At 54.6% G+C, this 15,701-nt stretch carries 17 protein-coding genes; 11 read left to right on the top strand and 6 right to left on the bottom strand.

All coding sequences use genetic code 11. The features are described from left to right. Positions 1 to 92: 92 nt before the first annotated feature. Positions 93 to 1,037 carry a hypothetical protein gene (locus tag HWX74_RS15210; RefSeq protein ID WP_176014348.1) on the bottom strand — a complete coding sequence of 315 codons (945 nt, stop codon included), beginning with the start codon at positions 1,035 to 1,037 and terminating at the stop codon, positions 93 to 95. A 224-nt stretch (positions 1,038 to 1,261) separates the two neighbouring features. Between HWX74_RS15210 and HWX74_RS15205 the strand changes: the two genes are divergently transcribed. The 4 genes from HWX74_RS15205 to rd are packed head-to-tail and all read left to right on the top strand — an operon-like array spanning position 1,262 to position 3,502. Further along, positions 1,262 to 1,651 (top strand): transcriptional repressor, encoded by a 390-nt coding sequence (locus tag HWX74_RS15205; protein WP_176014347.1) that lies wholly within the window; start codon positions 1,262 to 1,264, stop codon positions 1,649 to 1,651. A 56-nt stretch (positions 1,652 to 1,707) separates the two neighbouring features. Next, positions 1,708 to 2,088, top strand: coding sequence for a desulfoferrodoxin family protein (locus HWX74_RS15200; protein ID WP_176014346.1), 381 nt, complete (start codon positions 1,708 to 1,710; stop codon positions 2,086 to 2,088). A 25-nt stretch (positions 2,089 to 2,113) separates the two neighbouring features. Then, positions 2,114 to 3,322, top strand: a complete 1,209-nt coding sequence (locus HWX74_RS15195; protein ID WP_217704973.1) for an FprA family A-type flavoprotein — start codon at positions 2,114 to 2,116, stop codon at positions 3,320 to 3,322. An 18-nt stretch (positions 3,323 to 3,340) separates the two neighbouring features. After that, positions 3,341 to 3,502 (top strand): rubredoxin, encoded by a 162-nt coding sequence (rd, locus tag HWX74_RS15190; RefSeq protein ID WP_176014345.1) that lies wholly within the window; start codon positions 3,341 to 3,343, stop codon positions 3,500 to 3,502. Between the two features lie 84 nt (positions 3,503 to 3,586). Here rd and nadA read toward each other — a convergent pair whose 3' ends face one another. The 4 genes from nadA to HWX74_RS15170 all read right to left on the bottom strand — a co-directional run bounded on the left by nadA (position 3,587) and on the right by HWX74_RS15170 (position 7,145). After that, complete coding sequence (gene nadA / locus HWX74_RS15185) at positions 3,587 to 4,501, bottom strand: quinolinate synthase NadA (protein WP_368506830.1); 915 nt, start codon at positions 4,499 to 4,501, stop codon at positions 3,587 to 3,589. 91 nt (positions 4,502 to 4,592) lie between these two features. Then, positions 4,593 to 6,446 carry a glycoside hydrolase family 20 zincin-like fold domain-containing protein gene (locus tag HWX74_RS15180; protein WP_176014343.1) on the bottom strand — a complete coding sequence of 618 codons (1,854 nt, stop codon included), beginning with the start codon at positions 6,444 to 6,446 and terminating at the stop codon, positions 4,593 to 4,595. Between the two features lie 49 nt (positions 6,447 to 6,495). Then, complete coding sequence (locus HWX74_RS15175) at positions 6,496 to 6,891, bottom strand: hypothetical protein (RefSeq protein ID WP_176014342.1); 396 nt, start codon at positions 6,889 to 6,891, stop codon at positions 6,496 to 6,498. Continuing rightward, positions 6,888 to 7,145, bottom strand: coding sequence for a glutaredoxin domain-containing protein (locus HWX74_RS15170; protein WP_176014341.1), 258 nt, complete (start codon positions 7,143 to 7,145; stop codon positions 6,888 to 6,890). Before HWX74_RS15170 ends, HWX74_RS15175 begins: the two co-directional genes overlap by 4 nt. 171 nt (positions 7,146 to 7,316) lie before the next feature. Here HWX74_RS15170 and HWX74_RS15165 point away from each other — a divergent pair, with 171 nt between their 5' ends. Continuing rightward, positions 7,317 to 8,318: a 2-hydroxyacid dehydrogenase gene (locus HWX74_RS15165; protein ID WP_254872328.1), complete on the top strand. Its 1,002-nt coding sequence runs from the start codon at positions 7,317 to 7,319 to the stop codon at positions 8,316 to 8,318. Positions 8,319 to 8,363: 45 nt separating this feature from the next. Here the strand turns inward: HWX74_RS15165 and HWX74_RS15160 are convergent, their stop codons facing one another. Then, positions 8,364 to 9,011: a carbonic anhydrase gene (locus HWX74_RS15160; protein WP_176014340.1), complete on the bottom strand. Its 648-nt coding sequence runs from the start codon at positions 9,009 to 9,011 to the stop codon at positions 8,364 to 8,366. A 185-nt stretch (positions 9,012 to 9,196) separates the two neighbouring features. Between HWX74_RS15160 and HWX74_RS15155 the strand changes: the two genes are divergently transcribed. The 6 genes from HWX74_RS15155 to HWX74_RS15130 all read left to right on the top strand — a co-directional run bounded on the left by HWX74_RS15155 (position 9,197) and on the right by HWX74_RS15130 (position 15,282). Next, on the top strand, positions 9,197 to 9,526 hold the full coding sequence (locus tag HWX74_RS15155) for a C-GCAxxG-C-C family protein (protein WP_176014339.1): 330 nt from the start codon (positions 9,197 to 9,199) through the stop codon (positions 9,524 to 9,526). 150 nt (positions 9,527 to 9,676) lie between these two features. Further along, positions 9,677 to 10,678, top strand: coding sequence for a glycosyltransferase (locus HWX74_RS15150; protein ID WP_176014338.1), 1,002 nt, complete (start codon positions 9,677 to 9,679; stop codon positions 10,676 to 10,678). After that, entirely contained in the window at positions 10,660 to 11,310 is a 651-nt protein-coding gene (locus HWX74_RS15145) for a hypothetical protein (protein WP_176014337.1), read from the top strand. Before HWX74_RS15150 ends, HWX74_RS15145 begins: the two co-directional genes overlap by 19 nt. A gap of 216 nt (positions 11,311 to 11,526) precedes the next feature. Next, the gene (locus HWX74_RS15140) at positions 11,527 to 12,147 is read left to right on the top strand and encodes a hypothetical protein (RefSeq protein WP_176014336.1); all 621 of its coding nucleotides are present in this window, start codon (positions 11,527 to 11,529) and stop codon (positions 12,145 to 12,147) included. 156 nt (positions 12,148 to 12,303) lie between these two features. Continuing rightward, complete coding sequence (locus tag HWX74_RS15135) at positions 12,304 to 13,353, top strand: IS110 family transposase (protein ID WP_176011898.1); 1,050 nt, start codon at positions 12,304 to 12,306, stop codon at positions 13,351 to 13,353. 483 nt (positions 13,354 to 13,836) lie between these two features. Beyond that, positions 13,837 to 15,282, top strand: coding sequence for a flotillin family protein (locus tag HWX74_RS15130; protein WP_176014335.1), 1,446 nt, complete (start codon positions 13,837 to 13,839; stop codon positions 15,280 to 15,282). Positions 15,283 to 15,701: the final 419 nt, after the last annotated feature.

Below are 15,701 nucleotides of genomic sequence, written 5' to 3'. Positions count from 1 at the left end.
AGCAGGCGCAACTGGACAATCCGTCGCGCAACCACATGAACCGTTGAACCATTACTATATTCTCCGGCCGGAAATTGTCAAGTCACCGGCCGTCAAAGTTGCGCGAATATTTCTTGCGGCGACATCACCGGAGAAAATTTCAGCGCAATAAAATCATTCGGCAGCACCCGGCGGCCGAAATCGCTGTAAAAACGGTTGCGTTCCGCCAGCTCGGGCAATTCATGCTGCGCCCAGTCGCCGGCATACCCTTTTTCCACGGTGGCGAGCAAACTGTGTCCGGCAACCAGCAGCGCGCCTTCAAAGCATCGTTTCCGGCTCGTCTCCGACAACTGCTCCGCCGCTTCCGTCCGTTTTCCAGGCGGCAAATCCAGGACGACCGGTAAACCGCGCCGGGCCGCTTCCTGCAATAAAAGTTCCAGATCGCACCAGTCGACCTCTTCCGGCATCAGGTGCAGCAACGCCGTGCCGTTGTCCCGATGCCAGTCCAGCCAAACGCGGTCCGGGCAGCAGGTCAATCCGACCGCTGCCGGCAAAGCGCCGCAGAGCCGGAAGAAATCGTTGAATTCCTTGATGGACAACTTCTCCTGCAACAACTGCAGGCACAAACGCAATCGCTTCACCGGAATTCCCAGCGCCTGCTGTTCGATCCGTCCGGATTTCCGCCACGAATATGAAACCATCGGACCGGTCCCCTCCACTCCGGCAAGGCAGCCGCTCAAACCGATGGCGGCCCGGATATTCAGATAGACGGCCGCCTCGATAAACTCTTCCGCCCCCTTTGCCTCATCCAGCAGCCCGGTCACCGCCCAGCCGTTCTTCCTGGCCAAATAAGCCAGATGGCTCGGCGAATGCGCCGCCGGTGCTCCGGAGTCCGGCGCAAGACGACAATTCAAAAAACAGTCGCGGCCGGGTTCCGCCGGCATCAGTTTTTTGATATCCAGCAACTCTTTCAATTCCGACAACGCATTGCGACGCACCGCGGCATCGGCGGAAGCCAACTCATTCTCAATTCCCAGGGCTTCACTTTCCGAAATCATAAAAGTACCTTCAATATTTTTTGATTTTTCACTGGCATTCGCCGCTGAATGGAGTTAATATATTCACGGACGGAGCAGAAGACAAATTTCACTCAGTTGTTTTTTGATAACTTTTGGTTGACGGCAAAAAAGGACGGGCGATTTATTTTTTTATTCCGGGTTTGATTTTTGAGGAAATCACTCTATATTGAGAGTAGTAATTATTATCAATTCAGGTGACTTTTATGAACAAAACCGCCCAACGCGAAGCAATTCTAGAGGAGTTGCGCAGTGTCGACACTCATCCGACGGCCGATGAGCTTTACGTCATGCTGCGCCGCCGAATGCCGCAAATCAGTTTGGGGACGGTCTATCGCAATCTGGAACAGCTCTCCCAATTGGGAGTCATCCAGAAGCTGGCGACGACCGGAAAACAGAAACGTTTCGACGGCAATGTGCATTTTCACCATCACATGCGTTGTGAAAAATGCGATGCGGTGGTAGATCTGCATGAAGCGACGTTGCAGCAGGTGGACATGGCGCTGATGGAAGTGCTGCCGAAAGTCGGCTGCAGTGGCTTTTATCTGGAATTTTTCGGCGTCTGCCGCAAATGTCGTCAGGCTGAACTGAAATAAAAAAAGGTGACAGCGACAAAAGGTCGTTTAAACTTAATTTATTAAGGAGTAAGACTATGAACAAGATGTATCAAAGCGCGGATCACGGAGTTCTCGTTGAAGTGGTCGGGCACGGCCCCGGCGGGGAATGTCTGGAATTGAAATGCGGCGACCAGCCGATGAAGGAGATCGTCGCCAATACCGTCGATGCGGCCAAGGAAAAACATGTCCCGGTCGTCGAGGGCGATGAAAAAGGCGTCAAAGTCAAAGTCGGTTCGGTGCCGCACCCGATGACGCCGGAGCATTACATCGAGTGGATCGAAGTGATCAACGGGCCTTACGTCAACCGGAAATATTTGAAGCCGGGCGAACAGCCGGAAGCGGAATTTTATGTGCCGCGTCATGCGCATATCGTAGTGCGGGCATTCTGCAATCTGCACGGATTGTGGCAGGCCTGAGGTAACGATTTAGGAGAATGCGAAGATGAGCGATTACTTGAAAGCGGTGAAAATCACCGAGAAAGTCTATTGGGTCGGTGCGATCGACTGGGACATCCGGAATTTTCACGGCTATGCCACCCAGCGGGGTACTACTTACAACGCCTTTTTGGTGCTGGATGAGAAGGTTACCCTGATCGATACGGTGAAAGCGCCATTTTTCAGTGAATTGATGGCGCGTATCAGCTCCGTCATCGATCCGAAAAAAATCGACTATATCGTTTCCAATCATTCGGAAATGGATCATTCCGGTTCGCTCCCGGCGGCCGTCCAGGCCATTCAGCCGGAAAAAGTCTTCGCTTCTCCGATGGGCGAAAAAGACCTGAAGGGGCATTTTCACGACGCGTTGAATTTGACGGTGGTCAAAACCGGAGACAAAATCAGCCTGGGCAGCAACAACCTAAGCTTTGTCGAAACCAAAATGCTGCACTGGCCGGACAGTATGGTCAGCTACCTGGATGGCGAAAAGATTCTCTTTTCCCAGGATGCTTTCGGCATGCATCTGGCCGGGACGCCGCTTTATGCCGATGAATATCCGTCGTATATCATCGAAACGGAAGCCAAGAAATATTTCGCCAACATTCTGTTGCTGCAGGCGCCCAAAATTCTGGACCTGCTGAACCAGTTGCCGGGGTTGAATCTGGATATCCGCCTGCTGGCTCCGGACCACGGTCCGCTGTGGCGCAGGGATATCGGCCGGATTCTGGAACTGTACCGGCAATACGCGCTGCAGGAGGGCAAACGCAAGGCGGTGGTGATCTTCGACACGATGTGGCATTCGACCGAAAAATTGGCCGCCTCCATTACCGACGGCATCCGCCAGGCCGGAATCGAGGTGGAGCAGATCTGCATGGCCAGCAGCGACCGCAGCGCGGTGATGACCAGGCTGATGGACGCCGGATTGCTCGTCGTCGGCAGCCCGACGATGAACAACAACGTTTTCCCGACCGTCGCCGACGTGCTGACTTACATGCGCGGTCTGAAGCCGCAGAACCTGCTGGGCGGCGCATTCGGCTCGTTCGGCTGGAGCGGCGAAGCCCCCAAACAGATTGCCCAGGAATTGACCAATATGGGCGTTGAACAGCCGTTGGCGCCGCTGACGGTGAAATATGTGCCGACCGGTGAAGACCTGGCGCGGGCATTTGAATTCGGCAATCAATTGGGCGGCCGGTTGGTCGCTCGCAACAACCATTAACCCGGGGAGGATTAAGAAATGCAAAAGTATGTCTGTGATGTGTGCGGTTACGTGTACGATCCGGCCGTCGGCGATCCCGACAATGGCATCAAAGCCGGAACGGCTTTCGCCGACCTGCCGGAAGACTGGGTCTGTCCGGAATGCGGCGCCGGCAAAAGCGATTTTTCGCCGGTCGATTGATCGAACGGGTTCCCGTGCAGCAAAAAACTCCGATGAAAGCGCTTTCATCGGAGTTTTTTATTTTTACCGCAGCACTGGAAGCGCTCAGACGGACGCTTCCAGCATCCGGCTGATCGGCAATCTGGCCCGGGTCAGAATATCCGCCGGCAAATCGACCTGATATTGTTTCTTCTCCAGCGCGGCTAGCACGTCTTCCAACGTCGTCAGTTTCATATCCGGGCAAATCGCCTGTTCGGACAGCGCGACAAAAGTCTTGTCCGGATTTTCCCTGGCCAGGCGATAGATGATCCCCTGCTCCGTCCCGACGATAAACTCCTTCGCTTCGCTCTCCCGGACATAACGCAGCATGCCGCCAGTGGACAGTGCCGCATCGGCCAGCGCCACCACCTCCGGCGCGCATTCCGGATGGACGAACAGTGCGGCATTCGGAAATTCCCGCCGACGCCGCCGGACCATCTCCGGCGTCAACCGCTGATGCACCGGACAGCAGCCCGGCCACAAGATCAGCTTCCGCCGCAATTCGGCGGCAATGTTGGCGCCGAGGTTGCAATCCGGCATGAAAATAATTTCCCGGTCGGCCGGAATCGCCGCGACAATCTTAGCCGCGTTGGCGGAAGTACAGCAAATATCCACCTCTGCCTTGACTTCAGCCGTACTGTTGACATAACATACCACCACAGCATCCGGATGCCGCCTTTTCAGCGCCCGCACCTGTTCCGCCGTGGCCATGTCGGCCATCGGGCAGCCGGCTTGCGGAACCGGATGAAGGACCATTTTTTCCGGCGATAGAATTTTCGCCGTCTCCGCCATGAATTTGACCCCGCAAAAGACGATCACCCCGGCCGTAACCCCGGCCGCTTTGATCGACAATTCCAGAGAATCACCGACGAAATCGGCAATTTCCTGCACTTCCCCCAAAACATAATTGTGGGCCAGAATTACCGCATTGCATTCCTTCCGCAAGCGGTTGATCTTATCGACAAGCTGTGTGCGCTCCATCATTTTCTGTCAAACCTTCGAATATTGTCAAAAGAATTTCGCGAATGATAAAATACCGCCATTCCAGTTATTTTTCAATCAATCAACCTATTCAATTGCCGGAACGCCCCAGCGCATCCAGCGCGTCCCCGATCTGCAGCAACTCGCTGCGGAAACGGAAATATTCGCCCGGTCGGTTGCGGCGATGCCACAAATCACTCAAATCCCGTTCGTATCTGCGCAATTCATCCGCCGTCCGCCACGGCGGTTGGGCCGCCGGCTCCTGCAGCGCCAATATAATTTTATGCATCAGCAACTGTCCTTGAAATCCCACCAGCAACTCCGCTTTTTCCAGCGGGTCCAACGGCGCGGCGGCGGATAACGCCGCAGTCAATTTGACCAGCAATTTTTCCAGTTCGGCGATTGCGGCCGGTAATTTTCCCGCCGTCGCCTTTCGAACGTCACCGGCGAACGCCGAATCCATGCCGAGCGACGGATCGAACAGCACCTGGACATGCCACCACGAACAGAGTGCGATATTGAAAAATTCCCGCCACAGCGCACAGAAACCGCCGGACGGCAATCCCAGTTCCAAAACTTCAAAATCACGGTCGAATGCGGCAAAGTCCAGCGCCGCTTCCGGATTCCAACCGGCAGCGGCGCCATGTGCGAGGCCATGGAACGAGGTGCCGAGCGGATTGATATGTCCATGATCGCCCCAATCGGTATTCAACAGCCCGATGGCGCCGAATTTCTTTCCTTTGACCGCCGAGGAGGTGATATTGGCCGACGCCACGACGATATTGGCGACGCACTGGTTCCAGCCGCTGACGCCCGGACAAACATAGAACGGCACTTCGGCCGCCTGAAAACGGCCGGTATCGTTGCGCCGGGACTCCATGCTGTAATCCCAATCCAGCGCAATGGTTCCCGGCGGCAACGCTTTGATCAATTCCGGCGTCTCCAGAATGACATCGCCCCAGAACATCGCCGTCTTGCCATATCCGCCGACAATATCGATCACCTTCCTGAGAAAATCCAGATAAAGCTTCCCGGCGCCGCCGGCCGCTTCAGCCGCCGCCCGGTTACGTCCTTTGCCGAGGTCGAAGGTTTCATCGCAGCAGATATTGAAATAACGCGAACTGAACAGCGGGATGAATTCGGCCAGCATTTTCCGGACCAGCTCCAACGACTCCGGATTCAGGCAGTCCAGCGTGTAGTGCGCCATGCGGTCGTGATAGGAAAATGGCAATTCCGAAGCGTTGACCGGCAATTCGTTCAAATGCTCCTTGCGCTTGCTGCGCAGCACCATGTAAAAGTGCCCGAATGTGCTCAAAGACGGCACCAGTTCGACCTGGCGCAGCCGGCAATGGCGGTCCAACTGCAAAATTTCTTCCGCCGTCAGCGGATCACAACCGGCCCAGATATCGGAATGTCCGGCGAAGGCAAAAGTATGTTCGATATAAAGCTGAAGCTGATTGATTTTGTAATAGGCAAGTTTGTCGACCAGCGCCATCAGCGTCGCCAAAGTCGGCACTTTGCTGCGGGTACAGTCGTGATAAAAACCGCGATTCGGAAAACAGGGTTCATCGTCGATGGCGGTCAACGGCAGCAACGCCCCCTCGCCGCGGATCAACTGACGCAGCGTCTGCATCCCGTAAAAACAACCCCGTTCCGTCTTCGACCGGATGACGACCGCCTGCTCCTGAACCTCCAGCGTATAATGTTCCAATCCGGTCATCGCCGGGTCGTAGACGATCTCGACGGCACCGCCCGGCACCGGACAATCGGCCGGCACAATCCGGGGCCGGCTGCCGACGGCCGCCGCCATCTCATCGGCCAGGCTGCCGGCCAGCATCAACAGCGACTCCGACAGCGGCACCGGCAATTTAATCGTTTCCAATTTGCCGACGAACAACCTTCCGGGACGGGTCGCCTGCCTGGCGACCGCAGGGATCAAATGCATCTTTCGCTCTCCTGAAAATCTGAAAAAATACTCCAACGACTCGGCGGCCTCAAGCCAGCTCTTCCAACAGCGGCCGCCACTCCTCCGGCAGCGCCGGATTGCGCAGCAGCAAGCCGAGCATGCCGGCGGTCTCCGTCGACGGCAGATCGCCGCAATCCTGCCATAAACCAACTTTGCGCACTTCGATCAGTTGATCCAGCGTGACGACGCCGGCCGAATTCAAATCGACATAATAAGAACGGCCGCCGAGTACCGGAATCCGTTCGGTATTCAGCGGCCAACCGCCCGCCACCGCTTCCCGGGACAACCGGAACAGCAGAGACTCTTCTTTCAACGGATTGTGATTGATCAATACGACAAAAAGCTCTTTCTCCGGCAAACGGTAAAGCGTGCCCTGGCGGAAAACCAGTTTGGTCCAGTTCTCCGCCCGATCGGCTTGTTTCATTCCATCACTCCCATCGCCCGCAAATCCCGTTCCAGCTTTTCGGCGGAAAAGACCTGGCCGGGGCGCCATTGACCATTGTATTCCAACGTCGGCACCACCCAGTCTTCGCCGCCATTCACTTCGACAACCTTGGAGATCACCGATGCGGGCTCTTCCTCCATTTCGTGATACTTGTACGGAATTTTATGCGTTTTCAAGAATTCGACCGTCCGGCTGCAATGCGGACACCACTTCGCGGCATACACGTTCAACATTTTCCACCTCCTTGTTTTCAGCGCTCCAAAAACAACCGACCTACTCCTGCTTCGTCTACAGTTTAACACGTTTTCAATAAATTGCAAGAGACAAACCGATTCCGGTTGCAATTATCCGAAAAAGACGTATAGTTATCATACAGAGGTTAATGAAAAAACAGGAGGATTGCGATGAAGTTTTCCAACATAAAGATTGCATTTTTCGACACCAAACCTTATGACCGGCGTTTCTTCGAACAGGAGAACGAGTCGTTCGGTTTCGATATCCATTTCTTCGAACCGCGCCTGAATCCGGATTCGGTCAGCATGGCGCACGATTATCCGGTCGTCTGCGCTTTCGTCAATGACAACCTGGGGGCGGCAACGCTGGAACAGCTTGCCAAACAAAAAACCAAATTGATCGCCATGCGCTGCGCCGGCTTCAACAACGTCGATCTGGCGGCAGCCCACCGGCACGATATCACCGTCACCCGGGTTCCGGCCTACTCGCCGCGGGCGGTGGCGGAATACACGCTCGGCGTGCTGCTGACGCTGAACCGTTCGCTGCATCGCGCTTACAACCGGGTGCGCGACAACAACTTCTCGATCAACGGCTTTCTCGGCTTCGATATCTTCGACAAAACCATCGGCGTCATCGGCACCGGTAAAATCGGCCTGACTTTCATTCAGATTCTGCAGGGGCTCGGGGTCCACATTCTGGCCAGCGACCCCTATCCGAACCAGGCCGCCGCTGCCGAACTGCATTACGATTACGTCAGCCTTGATGAACTTTACGCCAGAAGCGACGTCATCAGCCTGCATTGTCCGTTGACGCCGGACAATCAGCACATGATCAACCGGCGCAGCATCGCCAAGATGAAAACCGGCGTTTACATCATCAATACCAGCCGCGGCAAACTGATCGACACGGCGGCACTGATCGTCGGTCTGAAAAAGCACAAAATCGGCGGTGCCGCGTTGGACGTCTATGAGGAGGAAGGAGATTATTTTTACGAAGACCTTTCCGCCTCGGCCATCGCCGACGACATTCTGGCCAGACTGCTGACCTTCCCGAACGTGCTGGTCACTTCCCATCAGGCCTTTTTCACCCGGGAAGCGTTGACGAACATCGGACGAATCACGCTGCAGAATATCGCCGATTTCCTGGAAGGCAAATTGACGATCAAATTATGACGGCCCGGCTTCCGCCGGAGCGGATGGCTCGCTCCGGCGGGAAATTCAATTCTCGGCCTCGGTCAACACATGGAATTCATTGCTCTGGCGGTCGAAGCCGAAAAGCCGGCCGGTCGCGATATGGAAATACCAGGCGTGCAGCTTCAACCGGCCGCGTTCCACTTTTTCCCTGACCCAGGGAAAAGAGAGCAAATTTTCCAGCATCAGCACCAGCGACGCTTCTTCGCAAGCCCGGTGCCGGGTCGTGTCCGAGGAAGTCTGCAACTGCCGGCAGACCGCCTGCTTGGCCGGTTCGGCCAGATCGAGCCAGGCTTCCAGAAATTCCCCGGCCGGCCGGTCGGCGGTCCGTTCCATCAGGGCATGAATGCCGCCGCAGTCGGAATGGCCGAGAATGATGACATGTTCCACCTTCAGACAATTTACCGCATATTCGATGGCGGCGCTGACCCCGTGATGCCGGCTGTCCGGTTCATACGGCGGAACCAGGTTGGCAATGTTGCGGATGACGAAAATATCGCCGGGATCGCAGGCGGTCAGCAGCGCCGGGTCCACCCGCGAATCGGAACAGGCGATCACCAGGGCTTTCGGCCGCTGTCCGTGTTTGAGTTGTTCAAATAATTCGGAGTCTCCGGCAAAATAATTCTCCCGAAAACTCCGGAATCCGTGCAGCAGCTTTTTAATCGCCTCTTCCATCGCTCACGATCCTCGGACTTGGATTGATTTTACGTTTCACATCGCGTTGGAATATACCGTAGCTTCCGTCTTTTTACAATTCCCGTTGCCAATATCTTCCCGGTAAATTCGGCAGACGGCTTGGCGTCGGCTACCTGCCGTGCTACAGTAAGCGGCGGCGACTTTACAGAAGGGATTCCAAACCGATGTTAAAAGAAAAAGCGGAACAATTGTTCACCGAGACACCCAAGCGCGGCAACTGCGCGCAGTGCGTAGCCCTGGCGGCCGGCGACGAAACCCTCGCCGGAGAATTGAACGGTTGCGGCGGCGGAAAAGCGCCGGAGGGGCTTTGCGGCGCGTTGTACGCCGCCATGCTGTTGGCGCCGGCGGAAAAACGCCAGGCAATCCATGACGAGTTTCAAAGGCGGGCCGGCGCAGTATGCTGCCGGGAATTGAAACAGGCACGGCATTATCCATGCGCAGCCTGTGTCGCGCTGGCGGCGGAACTGTTTGAGAATCAAACCCAAAAAAAGTAAAATGAAATTTTCACAAAACAATCATCGAACCAGAAAAGGCACCTTGCGATTTCGTTTTCCCCGGTTATTTTAAGCCGGCAAATCGGCGGAGTGCCGTATAACGGTCTGGTCCGAAAAACAAAATAATGGATGCCTAACAAAAGGATGCCCGTGCCGCCACTGTTTACCGTGGGTGTGTCGGTATGCAATATCGCTGCTTATTTACCGCAAGCGGCCCATTCTCTATTGCATCAGACCTATCGAAATTTTGAAGCAATTGTAGTCATCGAAACCAGCACCGACGGCTCGGAAAGAATCTGCCGGGAGCTGTTTGCCGGCGATGAACGTTTCCGGCTGTTCGAACGTCCCCGTTCCGGTTCGGTTGCGTCCGGCAGGAATTTTGCGTTGCGCCATGCCCGGGGCATGTATATGGTCTGGCTGGACGGCGATGACAGGCTGAACGAGGATGCATTGCAAACCTTTGCTCAATTGATCGAGCAGTATCAGATGCCGGATATCGTCTGTGGCGGAACCGCGTTCATTGAAGGATCTGACGATTGTCAACAGCAGACCAAACAACATTTTGAACTGTTGCCGCCGGACCGCATCATCGACGGCTCAACGGCTTTGCAGACGATGTTGGCAACGGGATACCTGATGGTGTGGCTGCGCATTTACCGCCGTCAATTCCTGCTGGATCACGAGTTGTTCCAAATCGACCGCCGCCTGCATGAGGATGATGAATGGACCCCGCGCGTAATGTTTTATGCCAAGCGGGTCCTCTCCCATTATTTTATCCATTATTTTTATCGCCGCCGGCCCGATCCCCTTATGACGAAAAAAGATTTGCGCACTTTGGCCCATCATATCGACAACGTCATATCGTTCCTGGATTTCTGGCGGGATCACGACATTCCGGAATGCGTCCGCCACCCCCTGGTTTCGTTTTATGCCGATTACCTGTTGCGGTACTGGACAGACCCCAAAATGGAAAACTTCTCCATTGCCGAACGTTTCGCCGAATATCGCCGGCTGGCAGCCGATCGGGAACGAATGACATTATTCCGGACCGTTGTTCCCTTCGCCGGTTCCAGCAAGCGCCTGGCGCTGCGTTTTCTGCCGCCGGTTTGCACGCCCAGGGGAAATATGCGGAATTGTCCAGAATATTGCTGAATTCCATGCGCTGGAACAGTTTCCTGGCAACCGGCATGTCACTGGCCCTGATATGCATGAGCGGAGAATTGCTGGAGTTTCTTTTTAAAATCGAAGACCCGCTCATCACCTGGGGATGCCGGATCATTGCCATGGAACTCTACATCATTCTGGTGTTCCGGAGTATTCCGGACAAATTTCTGGTTATGGCCGATTACCATAAATTCATTTCCTGGATCGTCATCGCGGAAGCCGGCGTGAATGTCATCTGCTGCCTGCTTCTGCTGCCGTATTTTTCTTTCATCGCCGTAACGCTGATTGCCTTGGGAATCAAAGCCGTAAGCACTTTTGCGCTGATCCTGCCTCTGCTGCTTCGATACATGAAGATGAAATATTATGTCCTGGTCTGGAAAATTGCGTTGCTGCAGCTCGCCGCGGCCATTCCGATGTGCCTTACACTGATCGGACTGAAAAAAGTGATTTCTCCGGGGGATGCGTTATTTCTGTACCTTCTGGCCGCCTCTTCGGCCGGGGCCGCTGTTTATTTGCTGTTCAGCTACATTCTGACCATTCAGAAAGACGAAAAGCGATTGGTTCGAAATAAAATCATGGCGCTGGGCAGCGAAATCCGGCAGAAATTATGCCGCCATTGATCCGGCGGCGACCTTGAGGCGCCGCGGCCGGATGCGCCACTGGAAATTTCACATTGTGTGAAGAAGAGTAATAAAAGCAAACATTGTGTGAAATTTATTCGAAAAAACGCATTTTTTCTCCCAAAACAGTTGCATATTTTTTTAAAATATGTCATACTATACTCGGGCAATCACAATAGACCGACTGGAAGCCGTTTCAACCAAGGAGATGAATCGATGCAATTCTTCAAAGATTTCGGACAGCTCCTGTCCGGCGCTCACAGCTTTTATCTGTTCCTGGCCGTGGTCGGGACGGCGATTTTCGCGATCCAGTTCATTATGAGCCTGGTCGGCCTGCACGGCGGCGACGATCTTTCGCTGGATGCGCCGGACAGCGTCGATATCAATCCGGATGCCGCAACGGCAGGCGACCTGGCCAATTTGAATTTCTTCTCGATGAAAAGCATTGTCGCGTTTATCACGTTTTTCGGCTGGGGCGGCGTCTTCTGGGGAGACAAAGGCTGGAGCGGTCTGCTGCTGGCATTCATCTGCGGCTCGCTGATGCTGGTGTTGACCTCGCTGGTCATCTACTTGATGCTGAAGCTGCAGCAGTCCGGCAACATCGACAACCGGCAATTCCTCGGCTGCAACGGCATCGTCTACCTGACGATTCCGGGCGGTTCGGAATCCGGCAAAGTGACGGTGGCGCTGCCGAATTGCACCCGCCAGATCAAAGCGCTGGCCGACGAACTGTTGCCGACCGGCACGCCGGTGAAGATTCAGGAAATCATCGGCGGCGACTGTTTCCGGGTCAGCCGGCTGGAAGAGCCGCCGGCTGATTCCGGCTCCCCCTCGTAATATAAAAAAACAGTTGCTATGGTAAAAAGGAATGAGGTAGCGGTTATGAAATGAAAGAGGCTGATTCTCAAAGATGTGATACTGTAAAATAAGACATCGGCTCTGACGGACAGAGTCATGCAGACAGTTAAAACATCACAAAAGGAGACATCAGCCATGAGAAAATGTAGCACGGTATCGTTCGAAGGTCAAGTGATATTTGTCGGAATTGATGTGCACAAGGAAAGTTGGGTGGTGAATTTGCGGCATTGCCACCGTGAACTGGACAAGTTCAGCATGAATCCGAGCCCTGAGATGTTGGCGAAGTATCTGAAGATGAACTATCCGGGCGCCGAGTACCGGAGCGTTTACGAGGCAGGATTCAGCGGATTCTGGGCGCACCGGCGATTGTGTGAGCTCGGGATTGAGAATATCGTAATCAACCCGGCGGACGTGCCGACCAGCGGCAAGGAGCGCGACCGCAAGAACGATGCGGTGGACAGCCGAAAATTGGCGCGGGAACTGGAGAACCGGACATTGGAAGGGATCTATATTCCGCCTGAAGATAATTTGGAATTGAGAAACCTGGTCAGACGTGAAACGAAACTGACCGGCAATATAACCAGGGTCAAAAACCGGATCAAAGGACACCTGAATTTTATGGGGTTGAAGTTTGGAAGTTGGTCTGGAAGTTCTTTGAAAATGATGTATGCGGACGCGGCAAAGCGTTACGATTATGCCTTGCAGAGCATGTTGCGGGAACTGCGTTTTCTCAGAGAAGAGAAACTGCATGTGATCCGCGATGAACGGCGGTGTCTGAAGCGTTTGAAGCGCGACAAAGTACAGAAGCATCTACAGAGTATACCTGGCGTCGGGTTTCATACGGCGGTGATGCTGCAGGCCGAATTGTGGGACTTGCTGCGCTTTGAAGACAAGGATTCGCTGAGCTCGTATGTGGGATTCGCACCGAGGTTGGTCGGCAGCGGCGAACACGAGGCCGTCAAATCCGCCGGGAATCGCAAGAAAAAGCAACTGCATGCCATCCTGATCCAGTCGGCGTGGAGGTCGGTGTCGTACAATCTGGAGATTCGGGCCAGATATGGAGCCTTGCTTCATAAGGGGGCCAGTCCACAACGGGCTATTTCGATCATCGGCAAGAAATTGCTCTATGCGCTTCGGGCCGTGTGGCTCCAGGAACGTGATTACATGGTATCCGCAAGTGAATAAGATTTAAGTAGTTTCGGAGATTCTGTTTGCTGTGACTGTGAAATTCGGTTCTTTTTAGCACGTCGTTCGTTTGCTCCTTGATCCGAGGGGATCATGTAAAACAGTTTGCGAGTGCTATTTCAGAGTGGAACAGCAAAATGCGAAACCTTGAATTCATTCAAGAGTTGTCGTCAATAATAGTGTCCGATTTTTGCCCGAACCGCAACCAGAAGATAATCTTTAATTGGAAGACTGTAAAAATATTTACAGATGGAAGTCCTCTGCCCTTTGAGGCGGAGTTTCGCAAATAACAACAAATAACAGGAAAAATACAAACAAAGAAAGAGTCAGTCTCTTGACTTTTTCATAATAGGAGCAAGACCATGTACTGTGTCATCATCATCGGAACAGTCATCGTCGCCCTGTTCCTGCTGTTGCCGTTTTCTTCCGGAAAATAAAATACAATTGCCGAATTAACCCCAATCAGAAAGGAGATGGGAAGTTATGCCCTGGGTGATTATCATCGGAATATTGGCCGCGTTGCTGTTTTTGATGCTGCTGCTCTCATGGGTGCACTGGTACCGCAAATGTCCGTCCGACCGGATTATGATCATTTACGGAAAAACCGGCGGGCACCAGGCCGCCAAATGCATCCACGGCGGGGCCAAATTCGTTTGGCCGGTCATTCAAGACTACGGTTACATTTCGCTGCGGCCATTGCAGATTGAAGTCAATCTGGACAATGCCTTGTGCAAACAGAACATCCGCATCAACGTCCCGTCGGTGTTCACCGTCGGCGTCAGTACCCAGCCGGATATCATGGGCAACGCCGCCGAACGCCTGTTCGGACAAAGTCCCGAAGCGATCGCCAATCTGGCCAAAGATATCATCTTCGGACAGCTGCGCCTGGTGATCGCGTCGATGATGATCGAGGAGATCAATGCCGACCGGGAAACTTTCCTGCGCGCCGTCGAAGCCAACGTCGCCGAAGAATTGAAGAAGATCGGCCTGGAACTGCTGAACGTCAACATCACCGACATCACCGACGAGTCCGGTTACATTCAGGCGATCGGCAAACGGGCGGCGGCCGAAGCGATCAACAAGGCCAAGATCGACGTCGCCGAGGAGACCCGCAAGGGAAGCATCGGGGAAGCCGAAGCCCGCAAAGCCGAACGCGTCGCCGTCGCCCAGGCGGAAGCGGAAGCCACCTCCGGGGAAGCGGATGCCGATCGCGGCCGGCGTATCGCCGTCAAGCAGGCCGATTCGGCAGCGACGCAGGGGGAAAATATCGCCGCCATCGAAATCGCCAAATCCAACGCGGCCCGCAGTGAACAGGAAGCCGAAGCGTACCGGCGGGCGGAAGCGGCCCGGCAAATCGCCGTGCAGCAGATTGAAAAAGCCAAATTCATCGCCGAAGCCGAAGCGCAGATTTCCCGCGCTCAGATGGAAACCGAACGGCAGCGCGCCGAAGTGATCGTCCCGGCCGAAATCAACAAGCAGAAAATCGAAATTGCCGCCGAAGCCGAGGCGGAAAAATTGCGCCGGGAAGCCCGCGGCCAGGCCGACGCCATCTACGCCAAACTGGAAGCGGAAGCCCGCGGCAACTTTGAAATTCTCAAAGCCAAAGGCGAAGGCTACCATTCAATCATCGACGCCTGCAACCAGAATGCCGACGCGGCCGCCAAGATGCTGCTGATTGAAAAATTGCAGGATATCGTTTCGCTGCAGACCGAAGCGATCAAGAATATCAAGATCGACAAGGTCACGGTCTGGGATTCCGGCAAGGCTTCCGCCGACGGCAAGACTTCCACCGCCAATTTCCTGAGCGGCATGATGCAGAGTCTGCCGCCACTGCACGAAGTGGCCAGCATGGCCGGCATCGATTTGCCGAACTATCTGGGCAGCGTGCAGCCGCCGTCAACCCAAGCGGCGGAAAACACCGAAAGTTAATGCCGGCATCAGACAAACCGCCGCCGTTCCGCCAATTCAGACCGACGGAACGGCGGCGGCGCTTTTTCGTGACATATCCCATTGCGACCGGCTCCCGCCGACCCGAGTAACTCCCGGCACCGGCAGCCGGCTTGTTCCCGGGTCACATTCCGCCAACGTCCGAATGACGAAACTGTCCACGTTCGTATAGCCGCCGTCGCAATCGCGGCGCCCCCGGAAAGCGGCATTAAAACACAGCCGATGAAAATAACGGCCATTCCGACAAACACCAGAGACGTCAACCGTTTGCCGAAGCCCGAAAACTCCGGTGACGATCACCGTCAGCGGAACCGGCAGCGCACGCCATCGGATAGGCCTGTGAAATGTTCGCATAACGGCAGGTGCAGGAAACCGACATCCTCGATCCTCCCAAACAGACT

It is taken from the genome of Victivallis sp. Marseille-Q1083, assembly GCF_903645315.1.
Taxonomy (GTDB): domain Bacteria; phylum Verrucomicrobiota; class Lentisphaeria; order Victivallales; family Victivallaceae; genus UMGS1518.
The sequence above is the reverse complement of the archived record's forward strand: the minus strand, read 5'-3'. Positions and strand labels throughout refer to the sequence as shown.